Raw genomic sequence first — 19,624 nt, forward strand, 5'->3', positions numbered from 1 at the left:
TAAAGGAGCCCCCGCATGTTCGGCATTCCCGGCAAACAGGCCGTGTCCATCACCCCCCGCGCCGCGGCGCAGATCGTCAAGCTGATGACCCGCGAGGGGCATCAGGGGCTGCGCATCGGCGTCAAGAAAGGCGGCTGTGCGGGCATGGAATACACGATGGATTATGTGGACGAGGTCGACGGCAATGACGAGGTCGTGGAACAGGATGGCGCGCGGGTGATGATCGCCCCGATGGCGCAGATGTTCCTGTTCGGGACCGAGATCGACTACGAGACGTCGCTGCTGGAATCCGGGTTCAAGTTCAACAACCCGAATGTGGTGGATGCCTGCGGCTGCGGAGAATCGATCAAGTTCGCGGAAAGCTGATGGCGGTCTCCGACGAGGTGCTCGCGCATGCGCTCGATCTCTTCGCCGGGCTCGGACCGATCCGCAGGGGGCGGATGTTTTCTGGCGTGGCGCTTTATGTCGAAGAGGACGTGATGTTCGCCATGATCGCGTCGTCGGGCACGATCTACATGAAATCCGATGAGGAGACCGGTGCGCGCTATGCAGAGGCCGGATCGGTGCCCTTCACCTACACCCGCGCCACGGGCACACGGCAGGTCACCTCGCTGATGTCCCTGCCCGACAGCGCCGCCGACGATCCGGATGAGGCCACCGAATGGGCGCGCCTGTCGCTTGGCCCCGCGCGGGCGGCGGCGGAGAAGAAGCGGGCAGAGAAGGCGCGCAAGGCGGCACGGAAGGCGAAAGCGGGCTGAGGCGCGGCGCGTTCCAAGCTTCTTCTGGTCAAAATACCTCGGGGTAGCCGCGTCAGCGGCGGAGGGGCAGCGCCCCTCTCCACACTCAGGCGCCTGCGAGATGCAGGTAGGTCTCGTTGAACCGTTTCGACAGGTGATCCCCGGCCAATATCTCCGCCTGACCCTCGGGCGCGACATTGGTGTCGTGATTGGGATTGAAGAAGAGCGGAATGGAAATCCGCTCCGCCGTCGTGCCCTTCACCCGGTGCAGCGTCGCCTTGACGCGGCCGCCGGTCCACATCTCCAGCATCTCGCCGAAATTGATGACGAACTCGCCGGGTTCCGCCACCACGGGCAGCCAGGTGCCGTCGCGCCCCTGCACCTCCAGCCCGGGCACGCCGTCGCTGGCCAGCAGGGTCAGGCAGCCGTAGTCCGTATGGGCGGCGATGCCGAAATCCTTCGCCCCGGCCCAGGCCGGTCGGGCGGGGTAGTAGTTGCCGCGCAGCAGGGCCATGGGGCGGTCGAACTTGTCGTCGAAATAGCTCTGGTTCTCGCCAATGGCCCCGGCGATGACGCGCAGCAGGTCCATGGCGACACCGCAGGCGGCGCGGTAATAGCCCTGAACGGTGGTGCGGAACCCCGGCAGATCGGGCCAGAGGTTGGGGGCATAGACCGGCAGGTTGGCCAGGGGATCGCCTTCGGGCAGCTGGAAGCCGCAGTCGAAGACCTCTTTGTAGTCGGGGTTGGCGGCAGGATCGACCTGTTCGGAACGCGGCGCGCCCCAGCCCCGGTTCGATCCGGTCAGTGCCATGTCGACGCGGCGCTTCTCCTCCTCGGGCAGGTGGAAGAACTGGCGGTAGGCGGCGATGGCTTCGGCCACGTCATCGGCGCTGAGCGCGGTGTTGCGCAGGACGAGGAAGCCCGTCTGCTGCGCGCCCTGCCGCAACTGTGCGATTTCCTGGGGGTCACCGGCCAGCAGGCGGCTCATGTCTAGTTTCGGGATCATCGCGTCGTCCTGTTCGTGCCGCGCCCTTCTGCCTGCAAAGACCGTCTGCGGCAAGGCACAGCTTGACGCGCCGGGCCAAAGCCCGATGATGGCCCCGGTTTTGCAGAGGGAGAATGGCATGCGGCGGAAACTGGCGGCCGGAAACTGGAAGATGAACGGCACCTCCGCCGCGCTTGGCGAGTTGGCGGCCCTGCAGGAGGCCCATCCCGATCCGGCGGTCGATCTGCTGATCTGCCCGCCCGCCACGCTGCTGTCTGCTGCCGTGCAGGAGGCCCATAACGGGCCGCTGATGATCGGCGGACAGGATTGCCATGAAAAGACAGACGGCGCCCATACCGGCGATATCTCGGCCGAGATGCTGCGCGACGTGGGCGCCCGGGCGGTGATCCTGGGCCATTCGGAACGCCGCGCGGGGTATCACGAGACATCCGAGGACGTGCGGGCCAAGGCGCGGACGGCCCATGCGGCGGGGCTGATGACGGTGATCTGCCTGGGCGAAAGCCTGATCCAGCGCGAGGCGACCAATACGCTGGATATCATCGGGGCGCAGTTGTCGCTCTCGGTGCCGGACACGTCCACCGGCGAGAACCTCGTCGTGGCCTATGAGCCGATCTGGGCCATCGGGTCGGGGCAGACGCCGACACCGGACCAGATCGGGGAGGTGCATGACTTCATGCGCACGCGGCTGGAGCGTCGGTTCGGCGCCGGTGTCGGGCGGTCGGTGCGGCTGCTTTACGGCGGATCGGTGAAGCCGGAGAACGCAGCGGAGATCTTTGCGGTTTCCAACGTCGACGGGGCGCTGGTCGGCGGGGCCTCGCTGAAGGCGGCGGATTTCGCTCCGATCATCCGGGCGCTGGAAAACGCCTGAGCCGACGTCGCGCCCCGCGCGGGATCAAGGGGCATCAACCCCGCCGCGCATCGCCCCCGCAAGCAAAAACGACGCCCCGAAGGGCGCCGTTTCCTGCTCCATAGGCTTGGCCCGCCTAGTTTGTAATGATCTCCGGTCCCATGACGCTGGTCGGCAGCCATGTGGAAATCCAGGGCACATAGGTCACAAGGATAAGGAAGACGAAGAGCACGGCCAGGAAGGGCAGCGCGGCCTTCACCACACGGATCATCGGCATCCCCGCCACCCCGGAGGTGACAAAGAGGTTCAGACCGACCGGCGGGGTAATCATGCCGATCTCCATGTTCACGACCATGATGATGCCCAGGTGGATCGGGTCGATCCCCAGTTCGATCGCGATCGGGAAAACCAGCGGCGCGACGATGACCAAAAGGCCCGAGGGCTCCATGAACTGGCCGCCGATCAGCAGGATCACGTTGACGACGATCAGGAACATCACAGGCCCGAAGCCCGCGTTCAGCATCGCCTCGGCGACCGTCTGCGGCACCTGTTCGTCGGTCAGAACATGCTTGAGGATTAGCGCGTTGGCGATGATGAACATCAGCGTGACCGTCAGTTTGCCCGCCTCGAAGAGCGTCTTCTGCGTGTCGCGGTGGAACCAGGCGGTGACCAGCGCGATAGGCCGTTTATAGAGCGGCAGGTTCGGCCCCTCGCCTTCGGTATGCAGCGGGCCCATGTCGCGATAGATGAACACCGCGGCGATGAAGGCATAGACGGAGGCGACGGCGGCCGCTTCGGTCGGGGTGAAGATCGCGCCGGTGACGCCGGGGATGCCGTAGATGCCGACCATGATGATGACGATCAGCATGAGGCCCCAGAAGGCGTCCTTGAAGGACAGCCAGATCTCGCCGAAGCCCTTCCATTCGCCCGCGGGCATGCCCTTGATCCGCGCCATGACATAGATCGTGGCCATCAGCATGCCGCCCGCCATGAGGCCCGGGATCACGCCTGCCAGGAACATCCGGCCGACCGAGACGTCGGTGGCGGTGGCATAGACCACCATTACGATGGAGGGCGGGATCAGGATGCCGAGCGTGCCGGCGTTACAGATGACGCCCGCGGCGAAGTCCTTGGAATAGCCCGCCTGGGTCATCGCCCCGATGACGATGGAGCCGATGGCGACCACGGTGGCCGGGGACGAGCCCGACAGCGCCGCGAAGATCATGCAGGCGAAGACGCCCGCGATGGCCAGGCCGCCGCGCAGGTGGCCGACGCAGGCGATGGAGAAGCGGATGATCCGTTTCGCCACCCCGCCCGTCGACATGAAGGACGACGCGAGGATGAAGAAGGGGATCGCCAGCAGGGTGAAGTGGCCGACGAAGGCCTGCATCAGGGTCTGGGCAATCGACGCAAGCGAGGTGTCTGAATACCACAGCAGGAAGAGGATGGAAGAGGTGCCGAGCGAGACGGCGATCGGCACACCGATCAGCATCAGGCCAATGACCATCACGAAAAGAATAACGACGTCCATGATTTACACCTCACCGCGCTGATGGCGGACTTCTTCCAACTCGTCCTCAACCTCGTGGCTGGCGACGATGCGGTCGGTCTTGCCTGTCCAGATGTCCACGCCGGCCATGATGAAGCGGAAGAGCAGCAGGGCCATGGTGAAGGGCAGGATGGCATAGGGGATGAAGCGCGGCACCTTTTCATAGCTGTCGCCGTCGTTCATCAGCGGTTCGATCCAGCGCAGAAAGTCGGGCATTGGGATGTCGTTGACCTCATACCAGGCCTTGGGGCGGAACGATTCCTCGAAGCCTAACGGGAACCAGCGGCCCTCAGTCTGCGGCAGGTTGGCGAAGTTGGCCCAGTAGTCCCAGGCGCCCTTGAGCAGCAGGAAGGCGAAGGCGATGCAGACGGTAACAGAGATCAGACCGAAGATGCGGCGGGTCGGTGCGGGCAGGATGTCGATCAGGGCATCCACGCCCAGGTGCGCGCCCTTCTTGACCGCGTAGCAGGCGCCAAGGAGCGCGAGCCAGGCAAACAGGAACACGGTCATCTCCAGCGCCCAGAGGATGTTCGAATTGAACACGTAGCGCGCGACGACATTGGCAAAGGTGATCATGGTCATCAGACCGAGGATCACGGCGATGGCTGTCTCTTCCAGCCTGTCGACAAAGCTGGTCGACTGGGTTTGCATGGTTTGTCCCCTTCCCCCGCCTGCCCTCGAAGGCAGGTGTCAAAAGGGGCGCGGACCAACCCGCGCCCCCCTCATACCGATATCAGCCTATCACATGCTGGAGTTGATTTCCTGCGCGGCGTCGATGTTCTCCTGACCGACGTCACCGACGAACTTGTCCCAGACGGGCTTCATCACGTCGACCCACTCCTGACGCTGTGCGGCATCCAGGGTGCGTACGGTGCCACCGGCGTCGATGATCGCCTGCTTGGCCTCGTTGTTCACCTTGGTGGATTCGGCGTTCCGGGCGGTGGTCACTTCGGTGAGGATGGTGGTGAACTGGTCACGCACGTCTGCATCGAGGCTGTCCAGCCAATCCACGGAGGTTACGACGAGGTAGTCGATGATGCCGTGGTTGGTTTCGGTGATCCCGTCCTGAACCTCAAAGAACTTCTGGCCGTAGATGTTGGACCAGGTGTTCTCCTGACCATCCACAACGCCCTGCTGCAGCGCGCCATAGACTTCGGAGAAGGCCATCTTCTGCGGGCTGCCGCCGATAGCTTCCATCTGGGCGACCAGCACTTCGGAGGGTTGCACGCGGAATTTCAGGCCGTTCGCGTCGGAGGGCGAGAGCAGCGGCTTGTTGGCCGACATCTGCTTCATGCCGTTGTGCCAGAAGGCCAGGCCCTGAAGGCCGCGCTTCTGCATGCTGTCCAGCATCGCCTGACCGGCGTCGGAGTTCTGGAAGGCGTCGACCGCGTTCACGTCCTTGAACATGAAGGGAAGGTCGAAGATGCGGTATTTCTTGGTGAAGGTCTCGAACTTGGACAGCGAGGGCGCGGCCAGTTGGACATCGCCCTGCAGCATCGCCTCAAGCACCTGGTCATCGTTGTAGAGCGTGGAGTTCGGATAGACCTCCATGCAGGCCTTGCCGTTCATCTCTTCGTTCACACGGGATTCCAGCAGCGAGGCCGCGATCCCCTTGGGGTGCTTGTCGGTGTTGGTGACGTGCGCGAACTTGATGACGATCTCGCCGTCGTCGCAGGCCGCGAAACCGGCGGTCGCGGTGACGGACAGGGCCAGAGCCGTGGCGGCAGTGGTCAGGAATTTCATTTGGGTCTCCTCCCGTTTGGGCATTCGAATCGTGAGGTCTTGCCTCTGCGGATATATGTGATGCCCTCAGGGAAACCGCTCAAGCGGTAGTGTTCGAATGTGATCTGGCGCCAAAAAATTACATAAAATTATAGAGTTGCAAATTCAACAACCTGGAAATGCACATGCCGCATAGCAGCAATGTGCGAAATCCCACACAGGCCTTCCCGGGGCTTGTGCGGATTTCCGCACAGACGGGTTACCGGAAGTCCTCCGCCCGCAGACCGAATTTCGCCAGCTTGTCGTAGAAGGTCTTGCGCGGCAGTTTCAGCGAAGCCGCCGCCGCCGTCGCCTGCCCCCCGTGCCGCCGCAGCGCCGCGGCAAGGAGCGAGCGTTCCACCTGGGCCATCTGCTCGGCCAGGCCGAGGTCGCCGGTGCCTTCCTTCTCCGAGGCACCCATGCCGAGGACAAAGCGCATGGCCTCGGACATCAGGGCGCGGGCATTGCCCGGCCAGTCGCGCGCCATCAGCCCGGCGATGACATCCGGCGTGATCTCGGGCGGGGTCAGACCCGATTGATCTGCCGCCTGGGCAACGTACTGGCGGAACATGACGGCGATATCCTCGGGCCGTTCCGCTATGGTGGGGATGCGCACCCGCATGACATCGAGGCGATAATAGAGATCGGGGTGAAAAGCCCCGCCCTCCGCCGCCTGTTGCAGATCCTCGGTGGTGCCCGCGATCAGCCTTGGCCCGGTGCCGCGTTCCAGGACATCGGCAAGGGCAAACTGGCTTTCCCGCGACAGGGCGGAGACCTCGTCGATAAAAAGCGTGCCGCTCTGCGCCTCGTCCGCCGCGGCCTGCAGCCCCTCGGGGGTGAGCCCGGCGGCAGGACGTTTGACAAAGGCCATGCGCGACAGAGGGGAGGAGAGGTGAATGACCTCCGCCACCTTGGGGATGCCGGTGCCGGGGGCGCCGGTGACCAGCACCTCCGCGCGGGTGCGGGCGACCTGGCGGACGCGGTCGCGCAGCCCGTCGCTCGCCGTGGAGGAGCCGAAGATCAGCCGCGCCGCCGGGTCGCCGGCTTCCAGCTGCGCCTTGAGCTGACGGTTTTCCAGGATCAACTGCCGGGTGTGCAGGGCCCGTTCCAGCACCGCCAGCATGTCCTCGGAGGCGCAGGGTTTTTCCAGGAAGCCGAAGGCGCCGCGATCCATGGCGGAGACGGCCATGGGGATGTCCCCTTCGCCCGTCAGCAGGATCACCGGCAGGTCCGGGTCCAGCGCCTGCGCGTGGTCGAGCAGAAAGAACCCGTCGCGCCCCGGCATCCGGATGTCCGACAGGATCACGCCGGGAAAGTCGGGTGCTATGTGATCCTTGGCCTCGATGAAACTGCCTGCCGTGACCGGTTCCAGATCGGCGAGGTCGAGGGTCTGGGACAGCGCCTCGCGCACGGCGGCGTCATCATCGACGATCAGGACTTTGCGGGCCATGGCGGTCGATCCTCCCTGCGCCGCGGGTGTCGATCAGAAGGCTTCGGGCTTTGCCTCGCGGGCCATATGGTCCAGCACGGCATTGACGAACCTGGCTTCCTTGCCCTCGGGAAAGAAGGCCGCGGCGACGTCGACATATTCCTTGATGGCGACCTTGGGCGGCGTGTCGGAGTTGACAAGTTCGGCCCCGGCGGCGCGGAACAGGGCGCGCAGGGTGGGGTCGATCCGGGCGATCGGCCATTTCGCCACAAGGGCGCGGTCGGTCATTTGGTCGATCTTCGCCTGATAGTTCACCGCGTCCTGCATGGTGTGACGAAAGAGGTCGATGTCGCCCTCCGCCATTTCGTCGCCCTCGTAGGTCGCGCCAAAGCGATGGTCCTCGAACTCCGCGATCACCCGTTCGACGGTCTGGCCCGAATGCTCCATCTGAAACAGCGCCTGGACGGCGTAGAGCCGCGAGGCGCTTTTCATCTTGCGCCGCTGGTTGCCCGAAATGGGCTGCGGGGCCTGTGGTGTGGGCATGTCGTCGGTCATCGGGGCCTCGGGGGGTTTCAGGCGAGCTTGAATTCCTCGGACGCGGGTTTGAACCCCACCTCGCCCTTCGGAGCGCCCCATTTGCGCGAAAGCGCCAGCAGATGCAAGGCCGCAGCGGCGGCTCCCCCGCCCTTGTTCTGATCGGCGGTATCCGCGCGCACCTCGGCCTGTTTCCGGTTTTCGACCGTCAGGATGCCATTGCCGATGCAAAGCCCCTGAAGGCCCAGCAGGGTGATCCCGCGCGAGCTGTCATTGCAGACAGTTTCGTAATGCGTCGTCTCGCCCCGGATGACGCAGCCAAGCGCGACAAAGGCGTCGTAGTTGGACATGCGGGCGGCCATGGCGATGGCCGTGGGCACCTCCAGCGCGCCGGGCACCTCGATCAGTTCGTGGGTGGCGCCCCAGGCTTCGATCTCTGCCTGCGCGCCGGCGATCAGGTTGTCGGCGATGTCGCGGTAATAGGGGGCCACGACGATCAGCACCTTGGTCGGCTTGTCGACGGTGCCGCGCGGCATGACGTAATGCTGTTCAGCGGTGGCCATGGGTCACTCTCCCTTGATCTTGCGGGTGCCGACGATTTCCAGCCCGTAGGCATCCAGCCCCACCACATTGGGGCGCGGCGAGTTGGTCAGCAGCAGCAGCTTGTGAATACCCAGGGACGACAGGATCTGCGCGCCCAACCCGTATTGCCGCAACTTCTGGGGGGAGACCTCGGCATCGGCGGCGATCTTCATCGTCAGGTCGCGCAGCAGGACGACAACGCCCCTGCCCTCCTCGGCCACGGCGCGCATGGCGTCGCGGAAGAGATCGGCGCGCGCCTCGCCGCCGATACCGACCACGTCCTTCATCGGGTCCATCGCATGCATGCGGACCAACACCGGATCGTCGCCCTCGACCTCGCCCTTGATCAGGACGATGTGTTCGGCCCCATGGGTTTCATCGGTGTAGATCCGCATGGTCCAGTCACCGCCGAACTCGGTGGTGACGGTTTCCTCGGTCCGCACCCGGACGAGGTTGTCGTGGCGGCGGCGGTAGGAGATCAGGTCGGAGATCGTGCCGATCTTGAGGTTGTGCTTCTGCGCGAAGGCAATCAGCTCCGGCAGGCGGGACATGGTGCCGTCCTCGTTCATGATCTCGCAGATCACGCCGGAGGGGTTGAGGCCCGCCAAGCGGGAGACATCCACCGCCGCCTCGGTATGACCCGCGCGAACCAGAACGCCGCCGGTGCGGGCGCGCAGCGGGAAGACGTGGCCCGGGGTGGCAATGTCCTGCGGTCCCTTGCTGGCGTCGATGGCGACGGCCACGGTGCGCGCGCGATCATGGGCGGAGATGCCGGTGGAAACCCCTTCACGTGCCTCGATGGAAACCGTGAAGTTCGTCTCGTGGCGGGAGGAGTTCTGCGAAGACATCAGCGGCAGGCCCAGCTGGTCCACACGCTCGCCGGTCATCGACAGGCAGATCAACCCGCGACCATGGGTGGCCATGAAGTTGATCGCCTCGGGCGTGGCCATCTGCGCGGGGATCACCAGATCGCCTTCGTTCTCGCGGTCCTCATGATCGACGAGAATGAACATTCGGCCGTTGCGGGCGTCTTCGATAATTTCCTCGATGGAGCTGATGGCATCCGACCATTCGGCTTCGACCGGTCCGGGCTGTTCGTAGGTGGTGCTGTCCATGGCGCTCTCCTGTATCCCCTTACCGCCAGATAAGACGTGGTGACCGGAAAGACCAGTGTGTCGCGGCGTTCCCGGCTCTGCGGCAGCGCAGAGAGGGCGTGCAATCCTGCTCTCGCAGGGGAACAGGTTGTCATGATGTGGCCGCGGCCCCTACCCTTGCCCTACCGCTGTGTGTTCGGCGGCAAAGGGAGGACCATGATGATTAACCTGAGAACCGGCATGTTGGCCGGGATTGTATCTGTTGTCACCACGCTTGGCATGCCGGCCCTGGCGGAGGAGCTGCCGCGCGGCGATGCTGCCGCGCTCGGTCTCGATTCGGGGCGGATTGCCCGGTTGGACGGGACGATGCAGGCATTGATCGACAAGGGCATGATGCCCGGGGCGGTCATCATGCTGATCCGCGATGGCCAGATCGCGCATCTGTCCAGCCTGGGCAAACAGGCACCGGACGGGCCAGAGATGACGGAAGACGCCATCTTCCGCATCTACTCCATGACCAAGCCGATTGTCAGCGCGGCTGCCATGATGCTGGTCGAAGATGGGCGCCTGGTGCTGGATGCCCCGGTGGCCACCTATATCCCCGAGTTCGCGGAAATGACCGTGGCCACGGGGGAGGTCGGGGATGACGGCAAACCCGTCACGCGCCCCGCGCAGCGCGCCATGACGGTCCGCGACCTTCTGCGCCATACCTCCGGGCTGACCTATGGCTTCTTCGGCGCGGGCCCCGCGCGGGAGGCCTACAACGAGGCCAATGTCGCAGACCCCAACCTGACCGGGCTGGAACAGGCCAAACTGCTCGCCACCCTACCGCTGGAGCATGAGCCGGGCACGACCTGGGAATATTCCCGCTCAACGGATGTGCTGGGCGGGGTGATCGAAGCCGTCACGGGCGCGCCGCTTGGTGATTTCCTCAAGGCGCGGATCTTTGACCCGCTCGGCATGTCGGATACGGATTTCTATGTCGACGATGCCGCCCAGCACGGTCGCATTGCCGAGGCCTTCACCGATCACGCAAAGATCGGTCCCTTCGACATGTTCGACCCGCGTGAGCGGATGCCATCGCAGTCCGGCGGCGGTGGCCTTGTCTCCACCGTGCATGACTATGCGCTGTTCGCGCAGATGATGATGAACGGGGGCGAGTTGAATGGCACGCGGCTGCTGGCGCCCAAGACGGTGCAGTTGATGACGGCCAATCACATGAACGGAATTGCGCCGGGCAAATACTATCTGCCCGGACAGGGATACGGGTTCGGCCTGGGCTACGGCGTGCGCGCCGAAGAGGGTGCCCCGTCCTTCGGCAGCGTCGGTGAATACTACTGGGGCGGGGCTGCGGGCACGTATTATGTCGCCGACCCGCAGGAGGATTTCATCGCCCTGCTGATGATCCAGTCGCCGAAAAACCGGACGCCGGTGCGGCTGACGTTCAAGAACCTGGTCTACCCGACAATCGTCGACAGCAGGATCGACTGATCGGACCAAAGACCCGGTTCAGGGCCGCGCTGATCATGGCGCGGCCTGTTCGTTTTCAGGGGCCTGGTCGCAGGTCCGAACTGCACGTCGGTTTGCACGTCCTCGGCCCGACCGGGTGAGATTACGTGCCGAAATACTGCTCCGTCGTCAGGAACGCACCCAGGCGTGCGGCGGAGACCCATTCGGCCTCCATCCCCGTGCCGACAACCACCAGCCCATTGGCCGGGAGCTTGCCCTGCGCCTGGCTCAGCGCCTCTCGGATCTCCGGGAAAGAGGTCAGGAAACGCGGCGCACGGTGGACGGCGTCGAGGGCCGCGTTGGCCTCGGCCACGGCCTCCACGGAGAGCGGGGCGTGGACCAGGGCGATGCGCATGGCATGGCGGATGGCTTCGAGCTTCGCTTCCTTGGGCTGGGACACGCGGTGTCGGCCGAAAGCCAGGTCCAGCGCGTTGGAAGAAAAGAGAAATCCGCAGACATCGCGCCCGGCGGAGGACTGGATCATCGCGTAGTCGCGATAGCTGAGGCCCAGTTCCTTCGCCCGCGCGACATGGCGTTTCACCGTCGTGGGGCTGAGCCGGGCGGAGGACATGTTGGCCTTGGCCCGGCGCCAGGCATGGACCCGCCAGGTCCGACCGGCATCCATCGCGGGGCCGTTGTTATGGCCGATCCCGGCGCTCATCACTGCCACTCCTGCAGGCGGGCGACATAGCGGGCGAGCGTGTCGATCTCCAGATTGATTTTGTCGCCGACCCGGGCATCGCCCCAGGTGGTCACGGATTTGGTGTGCGGGATCATGTTGATGCCAAACTCCGTCCCGTTGACCTCGTTCACTGTCAGCGAGGTGCCGTTGAGCGTGACGGACCCCTTGGGCGCGATGAATTTCGCCAGCGCCTCGGGCGCGCGGAAGGTCGCGCGGGTGCTGTCGCCCTCGTCCGTCAGGTCGATCAGATCGGCCAGGCCGTCGACATGGCCCGACACGATATGCCCGCCCAATTCGTCCCCGACCTTGAGCGCACGTTCCAGGTTGATCCGCCGCCCCGGGGCCCAGGTGTTGTGCGAGAGGTTGGTCTTGGACACGGTCTCGGCGCTGATTTCCACGTCGAACCAGTCCGGCCCCGTCTCGATCACCGTCAGGCAGACGCCGTCGCAGGCGATGGAGGCCCCGAGGTCGATGGTTTCGGTGTCGTAGGACGTGCCGATGCGGGCGCGCAGGTCGCCGCGTTTCTCGGTGCTGCGGACCTCTCCGATGTCGGTGATGATGCCAGTGAACATGTGCCAGATCTCCTTGATACAGGGCTATCCCCGCGCGTCGCCGCATGCAATCCCTTGACCGCGCCATATTTTTGCCGCCAAGGATAGATAAACAAGGGCCGAGCAGCAGTAATAACCTCAGAGGCACGAAAGATGCCCGCAGATATCGGAGAGAACCGTGTCTTCCTGTTCCTGCAGGGACCGCACGGACCGTTCTTTCACCGACTTGGCCGGATGTTGCGTCTGGCCGGGGCGCAGGTCTGGCGTGTCGGCTTCAACGCCGGGGACCGGGCCTTCTGGTTCCAAGGCAAAAACTACATCCCCTATCAGGGCACGCCCGAGGGCTGGCCCGACACCTTCGCGCAGCTGGTGGCGGAGAAGGGCGTCACGGACATCGTGCTCTACGGTGACATCCGCCCCATCCATGCCGAAGCGATCGCCCGGGCGCGTGATCTGGGGCTGGAGGTGCATGTCTTCGAAGAGGGCTACATCCGCCCCTACTGGGTGACCTATGAGCGCGGCGGCTCGAACGGGCATTCGCGGCTGATGTCCATGTCAGTGGACGAGATGCGCAAGGTGCTGGAGCAATCCGATCTGGACACCGCCCTGCCTCCGGCGAAATGGGGCGATACGCGGCAGCATGTCTTCTACGGTGCGCTCTACCACTGGTTCGTGATGTTCCTGAACGGGCAGTACCGCAATTTCACCCCACATCGGGCGATGAGCGTGGCGAAGGAGTTTCAGCTCTACCTCAAACGCCTGTTGCTGATGCCGCTGCACGGGGCCGAACGCTGGCTGGCCACGACACGCATCCGGCGCGGCGGGTTTCCCTATCACCTGGCGCTGCTGCAGCTGGAACATGACGCGTCATTTCAGGCGCACAGCCCCTTCTCCACCATGACCGACTTTCTGGATGTCGTGATCCGGGGCTTTGCCGAGGGCGCGCCGAAGCACCATCATCTGGTCTTCAAGGCGCATCCGCTGGAAGACGGCCGGGTCGCCGTGCGCCGCGAAATCCGCCGCCTCGCCCGCGAGGCCGGGGTCAGCGCGCGGGTCCATTTCGTGCGGGGCGGCAAGCTGGCGCAGCTGCTGGCCGATGCGCGGACCGCCGTGACCGTGAATTCCACCGCGGCGCAGCAGGTGCTGTTCCGGGGTATCCCGTTGAAAACATTCGGCAGCGCGGTCTATGCCAAGCCGGAATTCGTCTCCACCCAGCCCCTGCCCGACTTCTTCGCGACGCCGGGGCGGCCGGATCGCAAGGCCTATCAGGATTACCGCCGTTACCTGCTGGAAACCTCGCAGGTGGCAGGGGGCTTCTATTCCTCGCGCGGGCGGCGACAGCTGCTGCGCACCGTGGTGGACATGATGCTGGCGCCAGAAGATCCCTACGACGCGCTGTCATCGGGGACCGCGACCCCGCGGCAACAGTTGCGCGTGGTTCACTAGGCCCGCGCGGACCGCGGGCTGGCTTTATCCACAGGATTCCGTTACCTTGGCAAAAAAGACCGAGGCAGAAAAACAGGTCGAGGAGACCGAGCAGTGACTTCCCCCATGTCCAGATGGGCGCGGCCCGTTGCCGTTGTGGCGGCATTTTCCATGGTGTCCGCCTGTACCCTATTGCCGCGCACCGGCCCCTCCAAACGCGAGATCTTTGCGGGCTCCGTCCAGCAGCAGGGCGATGCCTTCATCGTTTCGGTCAATGACCGGGTGACGCGGGCGACCTCCGTCGCGCCTGCCCTTGGCTTTTCGCAAAGCTTCATCAATGCCTCGACCCTCGGGTCCGACACGATCCGGCCGGGCGATACGCTTGGCCTGACGATCTGGGAAAACGTCGATGACGGGCTGCTGGCCGCCGAGGGCGCGAATGCCACCCTGCTGGACGAGGTCCAGGTCGATGGCGCGGGCTTCATCTTCGTGCCCTATGCGGGTCGCATCCGCGCGGCGGGCAACACGCCCGAGGCAGTGCGCCGGATCATCACCAACAAGCTGGAAGAACAGACGCCCGACCCGCAGGTCCAGGTGCGTCGCCTGGCCGGGGATGGATCGACCGTATCGCTGGTTGGCGCGCTAGGCGGCCAGGGGGTCTTTGCCATCGAACGTCCGACCCGCACGCTGGCGACCATGATCGCGCGCGCCGGTGGCGTGACCATCAACCCCGAGATCGCCCGCGTCTCTGTCATCCGTGGCAACCATCGCGGCACGATCTGGTTCCAGGATCTCTACAAGAACCCGGAACTCGACATCGCGCTGCGCGCCGGGGACAAGATCCTGGTCGAGGCCGACACCCGCAAGTTCACCGCCCTCGGCGCCACCGGGACACAATCGCTGGTGCCCTTCGAGACGCAGACCCTTTCCGGGCTGGAGGCCATCGCCCAGGTCGGCGGTCTTCTGGCCACGGCGGCCGATCCGACCGGTGTTTTCGTGTTGCGCAACGAACCGGCGGAAATCGCCAACCAGGTGTTGGGCCGGTCCGATCTGATCGGGGCGCAGCGGATGGTCTATGTTCTGGATCTGACCAAACCGAACGGTATGTTCAACGCGCGGGACTTTGCCGTGCGGGATGGCGATACGCTCTATGTGACCGAAGCGCCCTTCACCCAGTGGAACAAGGTAATTGCCGCGCTGACCGGGACACTGACATCGGCTGACAGGCTGACGAGTTCCCTGGGCCAATAGGCTTGGACCACTTGAAGGAATTCGAAGACGCCGCCGGGGCCCCGCCGCCTCGGCGGCTTCGTTATTTCAATGCGGGCTTCCTGAAACAGCGCCGCGTCCGGCGGATCATGGAACTGGCGGGGCATGAGTTGAGCCTGGGCGCACCGACTGAGGGCGACGGCGTGGCCGTCTGGGGCCATTCCCCCTATGCCGGGCGGGGCGAGTCCGTGGCGGAAACCACCGGCGCGCCGCTGGTCCGGGTCGAGGATGCCTTTCTGCGGTCGATCCATCCCGGGCGCGAGGGGGGCGAGCCGCCGCTTGGTCTGGTGATCGACCCCGTGGGGATGCATTTCGCCTCCGAACACCCGTCGGCGCTGGAACGGCTATTGCGCGATCATCCGCTGGACGACACCGCGCTGCTGAACCGGGCGCGTGGCGGGATCGCCCGGCTGCGCGAGGCGCGGCTGTCGAAATACAATGCCTTCGATGCCGGCGCGGAGGCCCCTGCCCCGGGCTATGTGCTGGTGATTGACCAGACGCGCGGCGATGCCTCCGTCACCCAGGGGCGGGCGGATGCGAATACCTTCAAGGAAATGCTCTACTGGGCGCAGGAGGACAACCCCGCTGCCCGGATCGTCATCCGCACCCATCCCGAAACCGCTGCGGGCCATCGCGAGGGCTATTTCGGGCCGGAGGATGCGACGGGCCGGATCAGCCTGCTGAGCGACCCGGTCGATCCCTGGACCCTGCTGGAGGGTGCGGTGGCGGTCTATTGCGTCTCTTCCCAGCTTGGCTTCGAGGCCACGCTGATGGGCCATCGCCCTGTCGTCTTTGGCCAGCCTTTCTACGCGGGCTGGGGTCTGAGTGATGACCGCCACCCCCTGGGCTATCCCGGCGGGCGGCGGGGGCGGAAACTGACCCCGGCGCAGCTTTTTGCCTGTGCCATGCTGCTTTATCCGACGTGGTATCACCCCTGCGAGGACAGGCTCTGCAGCTTTGAAGACGCGCTCGACTGGCTGGAGGCGCGGGTGCGGGCCTGGCGCGAGGATCGCCATGGCTGGCAGGCCGGGGGGATGCGGCTGTGGAAACGCGGCGTGATCCAGCAGGTCTTCGGCGCGGAGCAACGGGTGACCTTTGACGATACCCCCCCCGAACCGCCGCGTCGCCAGATGGTCTGGGCCGGTCAGGCGGACGATCTGGCCGAGGCCGGGGCGGATGTGGTGCGGGTCGAGGACGGGTTCCTGCGCTCGCGCGGGCTGGGCGCGGCGCTGGTGCCGCCGCTGTCGCTGGCCTGCGACGATCTGGGCATCTACTACGACCCGACGCGGGAAAGCCGGCTGGAGCGGATGATCGCGCTGCGCGAGCGGCTGCGCCCCGATCAGGCGGCCCGGGCGGAGGATCTGGTCAACAGCCTGATCCAGCAGGGCCTGACCAAATACACCCTGCCCGGCACTCTGCCGGACCTGCCCGAGGGGCGGCGCATCCTGGTTCCGGGCCAGGTGGAGGACGATGCCTCCATCCGTCTGGGCGCGGGGGAGATTTGCAGCAACCTGACGCTGTTGCAGGCGGCACGGGAGGCCAACCCCGACGCCGTGATCCTCTACAAGCCGCATCCGGATGTGGAGGCGGGGCTGCGGCCCGGCGCGATCGAGGGGGCGGAAACCTGGGCCGACATGATCCTGCCCGGGGCGGATGCGGCGGCCCTGCTGGCGGAGGTGGAGGAGGTCTATACCATGACCTCCCTCATGGGGTTCGAGGCCCTGCTGCGCGGCAAGGCGGTGACGGTCACCGGCACGCCCTTCTACGCAGGCTGGGGACTGACGCGTGACCTGGGCCGAGTGCCTGCACGGCGACAGGCCCGCCCGACCATGTTGGGTTTGGCCCATGCGGCGCTGATCGACTACCCGCGCTATTTCGATCCGGTCACGCGGCAGGCCTGTTCGGTGGAAACCGCCGTGCGACGCCTGGCGGAGGCGGAGGTCGACCGCGGCGGGCCGGTTTTACGACTGCTGTCAAAGGCGCAGGGCATGATGGCCGGGATGAGCTGGGTCTGGCGGTAGGGGGCGCGGTTTTTCCCGTCTCCCTCTTGAAAGCGTCACCCCCGGGCTCGACCCGCGTTCGTCCTGTCCCGGCCTTGCGCCGGGACCTCCTCGAGGTGGGCCGATCTGCGGGGTCCCGGCACGAGGGCCGGGACTGGGGCGGGAACTTCTCGGGTGGTGTGCCGTCATAACCGGGTTTGACCCGGGTCCGTCCTGTCCCGGCCTTGCGCCGGGACCTCCAGGAGGTGGGTCGATCTGCGGGGTCCCGGCGCGGAGGCCGGGACTAGGGCGGGAACGTCTCGGGTGGTGCGCCGTCACCCCCGGGTTTGACCCGGGTCCGTCCTGTCCCGGCCTTGCGCCGGGACCTCCGGGAGGTGGGCCGATCTGTGGGGTCCCGGCACGGGGGCCGGGACTGGGGTGGGAACGTCTCGGGTGGTGTGCCGTCATCCCCGGGCTCGACCCGGGGGTCTCCAGTCACTCCGCGCGCGTGTGATCCAGAGATCCCCGGATCAAGTCCGAGGATGACCCCTGCGAGGCGCAGGGGTATCGCCTAACCCCCCGCCCTTTCCCAGTGATGCAGCACGTCACCGCCCAGCATACGGCTTTCGCGCAGGCGAAACCGCGGGGCTTCGGCTAGGCGCGAGAGGCCGAGCGCGCCGAGCGATGGCAGGCCTTCCGCGCCGATGGCGACGCCGGCGGTCATGCCCAAAAGCTCATCGACCAGATCCGCCTGCAGCAGCGAGGCCGCCAGCGCCCCGCCGCCTTCGCAGAAGACACGGGTCAGCCCGGCCTCTCCCAGCCCCTTAAGCACGGAGAGCGGGTCCAGCTGACCGCCCATGACCTCGCAGGGGATCAGCCGCGCACCCAGCCCGGTCCAGGTGTCGCGCAGCGTCGGGTCTGCGTCGGTGCCGTGGCAAATCCAGACCGGGGTCTCCTTCGCCGTCCGGGCCAACTGCCCCATGAGCGGCAAATCAATGCGGCGGGAGACGACGACGCGCACCGGCTGATGTGCGATGCCAAGGCCGCGCACGGTCAGTCCCGGATCGTCCGCCCGGGCGGTGCCCGCGCCGACCATCACCGCGTCATGCCTGGCCCGCATCGCATGGACATGGCGGCGCGCCTCCGGCCCGGTGATCCACTGGCTGTCGCCGGTGGCGGTGGCGATGCGGCCGTCAAAGCTGGAGGCAAGTTTCAACGTGACGAAGGGGCGGCCCTGTTCTGTGCGCAGGAAGAACCCGGCGTGATCGCGCCCGGCCTCGTCCGACAATAGCCCGGTCGTCACCTCGATCCCCGCCGCACGCAGGCGGGCGAAGCCCTCGCCGGAGACGCGGGGGTCCATATCCTCCAGCGGCGCGACGACACGGGCCACACCGGCGGCGATCAGCGCGTCGGTGCAGGGCGGCGTCTGGCCGTGGTGGGAACAGGGTTCGAGCGAGACATAGGCGGTGGCGCCCCGCGCGGCCTGCCCGGCCTGGGCCAGGGCCTGGGGTTCGGCATGGGGGCGACCGCCCGGCGCGGTCCAACCGCGCCCGACAATGCGGGAGTGCTGAACGATCACACAGCCGACAGCGGGGTTGGGCCAGGTCGTCCCCTGCCCCCGCCGACCAAGCGACAGGGCCAGGGAGAGGAAGCGGCGGTCCGTGGCCGCATTCATCGGATCATTCTTCGGGCTGGCCGTCGGGACGCAACTCGCTGACGAACTTGTCGAAATCGTCGGCAGCCTGGAAGTTCTTGTAAACGCTGGCAAAGCGCACGTAGGCGACGGTGTCGATCCGGGCCAGGGCCTCCATCACGATCTCGCCGATCGCCTTGGAGGAAATGTCCGTCTCACCCATGCTTTCCAGACGCCGCACGATGCCGGAGATCATTTGGTCGATCCGCTCGGGCTCAATGGGGCGTTTCTGCATCGAGATGCGGATCGAGCGTTCCAGCTTGTCACGGTCGAAATCCTCGCGACGGCCGTTGGACTTGATGACAACGAGGTCGCGCAACTGCACCCGTTCATAGGTGGTGAAGCGCCCGCCACAGGCCGGGCAAAAGCGCCGACGCCGGATCGAAACATGATCCTCGGCGGGCCGCGAATCCTTCACTTGGGTGTCGATATTTCCGCAAAACGGGCAACGCATCGTCTTTCAGTCCCCTGATCTCTGCCGCCTCATGGGGCGTAACCCCATATGTCCACAGCCACTATAGGACAGCCGCAAGAGATTGGGTAGGCCCGAATTCAGCCGCCGAAATGTGCCGCGATTTCGCGCCGGTGCGGGCTGTTTCTGTGCTCCACAAGGTAAATTCCCTGCCAGGTGCCCAACATCGGCTGCCCTTTCTGCACCGGGATGGACAGGCTGACCGGCATCAGCGCGGCCTTGATATGGGCGGGCATGTCATCGGGCCCCTCATAGGTGTGGGTCAGATAGGACATGGCGGGATCGGTGGTCGGCGGGACAAGGCGGTGGAAAAAGGCGGTCAGGTCCGTACGGACCTCCGGATCGGCGTTTTCCATCACCAGCAGGCTGGCGGAGGTGTGGCGCACGAAGAGGGTCAGCAGCCCGTCGCCCTGCCCCGAGGTCCAATCACGGACATCTCGGGTGAATTCGTAGAGCCCCGGGCCCTGGGTCGATAGAGAAAAGGTGGTGATCGCCATGGGGGCAG

Annotated in this window: 20 protein-coding genes; 7 read left to right on the forward strand and 13 right to left on the reverse strand. The window is 65.6% G+C overall.

Annotation, left to right across the window (positions count from 1 at the left end; all coding sequences use genetic code 11):
• The first annotated feature begins 15 nt into the window (after positions 1-15).
• A complete protein-coding gene (locus ACFC2Y_RS01790) occupies positions 16-366 on the forward strand; it encodes a HesB/IscA family protein (protein ID WP_375173343.1) in 351 nt (116 codons plus the stop codon).
• Positions 366-758, forward strand: coding sequence for a TfoX/Sxy family protein (locus ACFC2Y_RS01795; protein WP_375173344.1), 393 nt, complete (start codon positions 366-368; stop codon positions 756-758). The genes ACFC2Y_RS01790 and ACFC2Y_RS01795 overlap by 1 nt, the downstream gene beginning before the upstream one ends.
• Before the next feature lie 85 nt (positions 759-843).
• On the opposite strand, the gene ACFC2Y_RS01800 is transcribed toward ACFC2Y_RS01795, so the two are convergent.
• Positions 844-1,743: an isopenicillin N synthase family dioxygenase gene (locus tag ACFC2Y_RS01800; protein WP_375173345.1), complete on the reverse strand. Its 900-nt coding sequence runs from the start codon at positions 1,741-1,743 to the stop codon at positions 844-846.
• A gap of 118 nt (positions 1,744-1,861) precedes the next feature.
• Here ACFC2Y_RS01800 and tpiA point away from each other — a divergent pair, with 118 nt between their 5' ends.
• Positions 1,862-2,611, forward strand: a complete 750-nt coding sequence (gene tpiA / locus ACFC2Y_RS01805; RefSeq protein ID WP_375173346.1) for a triose-phosphate isomerase — start codon at positions 1,862-1,864, stop codon at positions 2,609-2,611.
• A gap of 115 nt (positions 2,612-2,726) precedes the next feature.
• On the opposite strand, the gene ACFC2Y_RS01810 is transcribed toward tpiA, so the two are convergent.
• The 7 genes from ACFC2Y_RS01810 to ribB form a co-directional block, all read right to left on the reverse strand.
• A complete protein-coding gene (locus ACFC2Y_RS01810) occupies positions 2,727-4,121 on the reverse strand; it encodes a TRAP transporter large permease (protein ID WP_375173347.1) in 1,395 nt (464 codons plus the stop codon).
• A 3-nt stretch (positions 4,122-4,124) separates the two neighbouring features.
• Entirely contained in the window at positions 4,125-4,790 is a 666-nt protein-coding gene (locus ACFC2Y_RS01815; protein ID WP_375173348.1) for a TRAP transporter small permease, read from the reverse strand.
• 90 nt (positions 4,791-4,880) lie between these two features.
• Positions 4,881-5,882, reverse strand: coding sequence for a DctP family TRAP transporter solute-binding subunit (locus ACFC2Y_RS01820; protein WP_375173349.1), 1,002 nt, complete (start codon positions 5,880-5,882; stop codon positions 4,881-4,883).
• Positions 5,883-6,120: 238 nt separating this feature from the next.
• Positions 6,121-7,350: a sigma-54-dependent transcriptional regulator gene (locus ACFC2Y_RS01825; protein WP_375173350.1), complete on the reverse strand. Its 1,230-nt coding sequence runs from the start codon at positions 7,348-7,350 to the stop codon at positions 6,121-6,123.
• 33 nt (positions 7,351-7,383) lie between these two features.
• Positions 7,384-7,884, reverse strand: a complete 501-nt coding sequence (gene nusB, locus ACFC2Y_RS01830) for a transcription antitermination factor NusB (RefSeq protein ID WP_375173351.1) — start codon at positions 7,882-7,884, stop codon at positions 7,384-7,386.
• Between the two features lie 17 nt (positions 7,885-7,901).
• The gene (locus ACFC2Y_RS01835; RefSeq protein WP_375173352.1) at positions 7,902-8,426 is read right to left on the reverse strand and encodes a 6,7-dimethyl-8-ribityllumazine synthase; all 525 of its coding nucleotides are present in this window, start codon (positions 8,424-8,426) and stop codon (positions 7,902-7,904) included.
• 3 nt (positions 8,427-8,429) lie between these two features.
• Positions 8,430-9,560 carry a 3,4-dihydroxy-2-butanone-4-phosphate synthase gene (gene ribB, locus ACFC2Y_RS01840; RefSeq protein WP_375173353.1) on the reverse strand — a complete coding sequence of 377 codons (1,131 nt, stop codon included), beginning with the start codon at positions 9,558-9,560 and terminating at the stop codon, positions 8,430-8,432.
• Positions 9,561-9,758: 198 nt separating this feature from the next.
• Here ribB and ACFC2Y_RS01845 point away from each other — a divergent pair, with 198 nt between their 5' ends.
• Positions 9,759-11,030 carry a serine hydrolase domain-containing protein gene (locus ACFC2Y_RS01845; RefSeq protein WP_375173354.1) on the forward strand — a complete coding sequence of 424 codons (1,272 nt, stop codon included), beginning with the start codon at positions 9,759-9,761 and terminating at the stop codon, positions 11,028-11,030.
• A 121-nt stretch (positions 11,031-11,151) separates the two neighbouring features.
• Here the strand turns inward: ACFC2Y_RS01845 and ACFC2Y_RS01850 are convergent, their stop codons facing one another.
• Positions 11,152-11,709: a hypothetical protein gene (locus tag ACFC2Y_RS01850; protein WP_375173355.1), complete on the reverse strand. Its 558-nt coding sequence runs from the start codon at positions 11,707-11,709 to the stop codon at positions 11,152-11,154.
• Complete coding sequence (locus ACFC2Y_RS01855; protein WP_375173356.1) at positions 11,709-12,302, reverse strand: riboflavin synthase; 594 nt, start codon at positions 12,300-12,302, stop codon at positions 11,709-11,711. The genes ACFC2Y_RS01850 and ACFC2Y_RS01855 overlap by 1 nt, the downstream gene beginning before the upstream one ends.
• A gap of 132 nt (positions 12,303-12,434) precedes the next feature.
• Here ACFC2Y_RS01855 and ACFC2Y_RS01860 point away from each other — a divergent pair, with 132 nt between their 5' ends.
• The 3 genes from ACFC2Y_RS01860 (at position 12,435) to ACFC2Y_RS01870 (ending at position 16,996) form a co-directional block, all read left to right on the forward strand.
• On the forward strand, positions 12,435-13,727 hold the full coding sequence (locus ACFC2Y_RS01860; protein WP_375173357.1) for a capsule biosynthesis protein: 1,293 nt from the start codon (positions 12,435-12,437) through the stop codon (positions 13,725-13,727).
• Positions 13,728-13,832: 105 nt separating this feature from the next.
• Positions 13,833-14,957, forward strand: coding sequence for a polysaccharide biosynthesis/export family protein (locus ACFC2Y_RS01865; protein WP_375173736.1), 1,125 nt, complete (start codon positions 13,833-13,835; stop codon positions 14,955-14,957).
• 107 nt (positions 14,958-15,064) lie between these two features.
• Positions 15,065-16,996, forward strand: coding sequence for a capsular polysaccharide biosynthesis protein (locus ACFC2Y_RS01870; RefSeq protein ID WP_375173737.1), 1,932 nt, complete (start codon positions 15,065-15,067; stop codon positions 16,994-16,996).
• A gap of 529 nt (positions 16,997-17,525) precedes the next feature.
• Here the strand turns inward: ACFC2Y_RS01870 and ribD are convergent.
• From ribD to ACFC2Y_RS01885, 3 genes are all read right to left on the reverse strand, one after another.
• The gene (gene ribD / locus ACFC2Y_RS01875) at positions 17,526-18,629 is read right to left on the reverse strand and encodes a bifunctional diaminohydroxyphosphoribosylaminopyrimidine deaminase/5-amino-6-(5-phosphoribosylamino)uracil reductase RibD (protein ID WP_375173358.1); all 1,104 of its coding nucleotides are present in this window, start codon (positions 18,627-18,629) and stop codon (positions 17,526-17,528) included.
• 4 nt (positions 18,630-18,633) lie between these two features.
• Positions 18,634-19,101 (reverse strand): transcriptional regulator NrdR, encoded by a 468-nt coding sequence (gene nrdR, locus ACFC2Y_RS01880; RefSeq protein WP_375173359.1) that lies wholly within the window; start codon positions 19,099-19,101, stop codon positions 18,634-18,636.
• Positions 19,102-19,199: 98 nt separating this feature from the next.
• Positions 19,200-19,616 (reverse strand): secondary thiamine-phosphate synthase enzyme YjbQ, encoded by a 417-nt coding sequence (locus tag ACFC2Y_RS01885; protein WP_375173360.1) that lies wholly within the window; start codon positions 19,614-19,616, stop codon positions 19,200-19,202.
• Positions 19,617-19,624 lie beyond the last annotated feature (8 nt).

Origin of the sequence: Pseudooceanicola sp. (assembly GCF_041987405.1) — a bacterium.
Taxonomy (GTDB): Bacteria; Pseudomonadota; Alphaproteobacteria; order Rhodobacterales; family Rhodobacteraceae; genus Pseudooceanicola.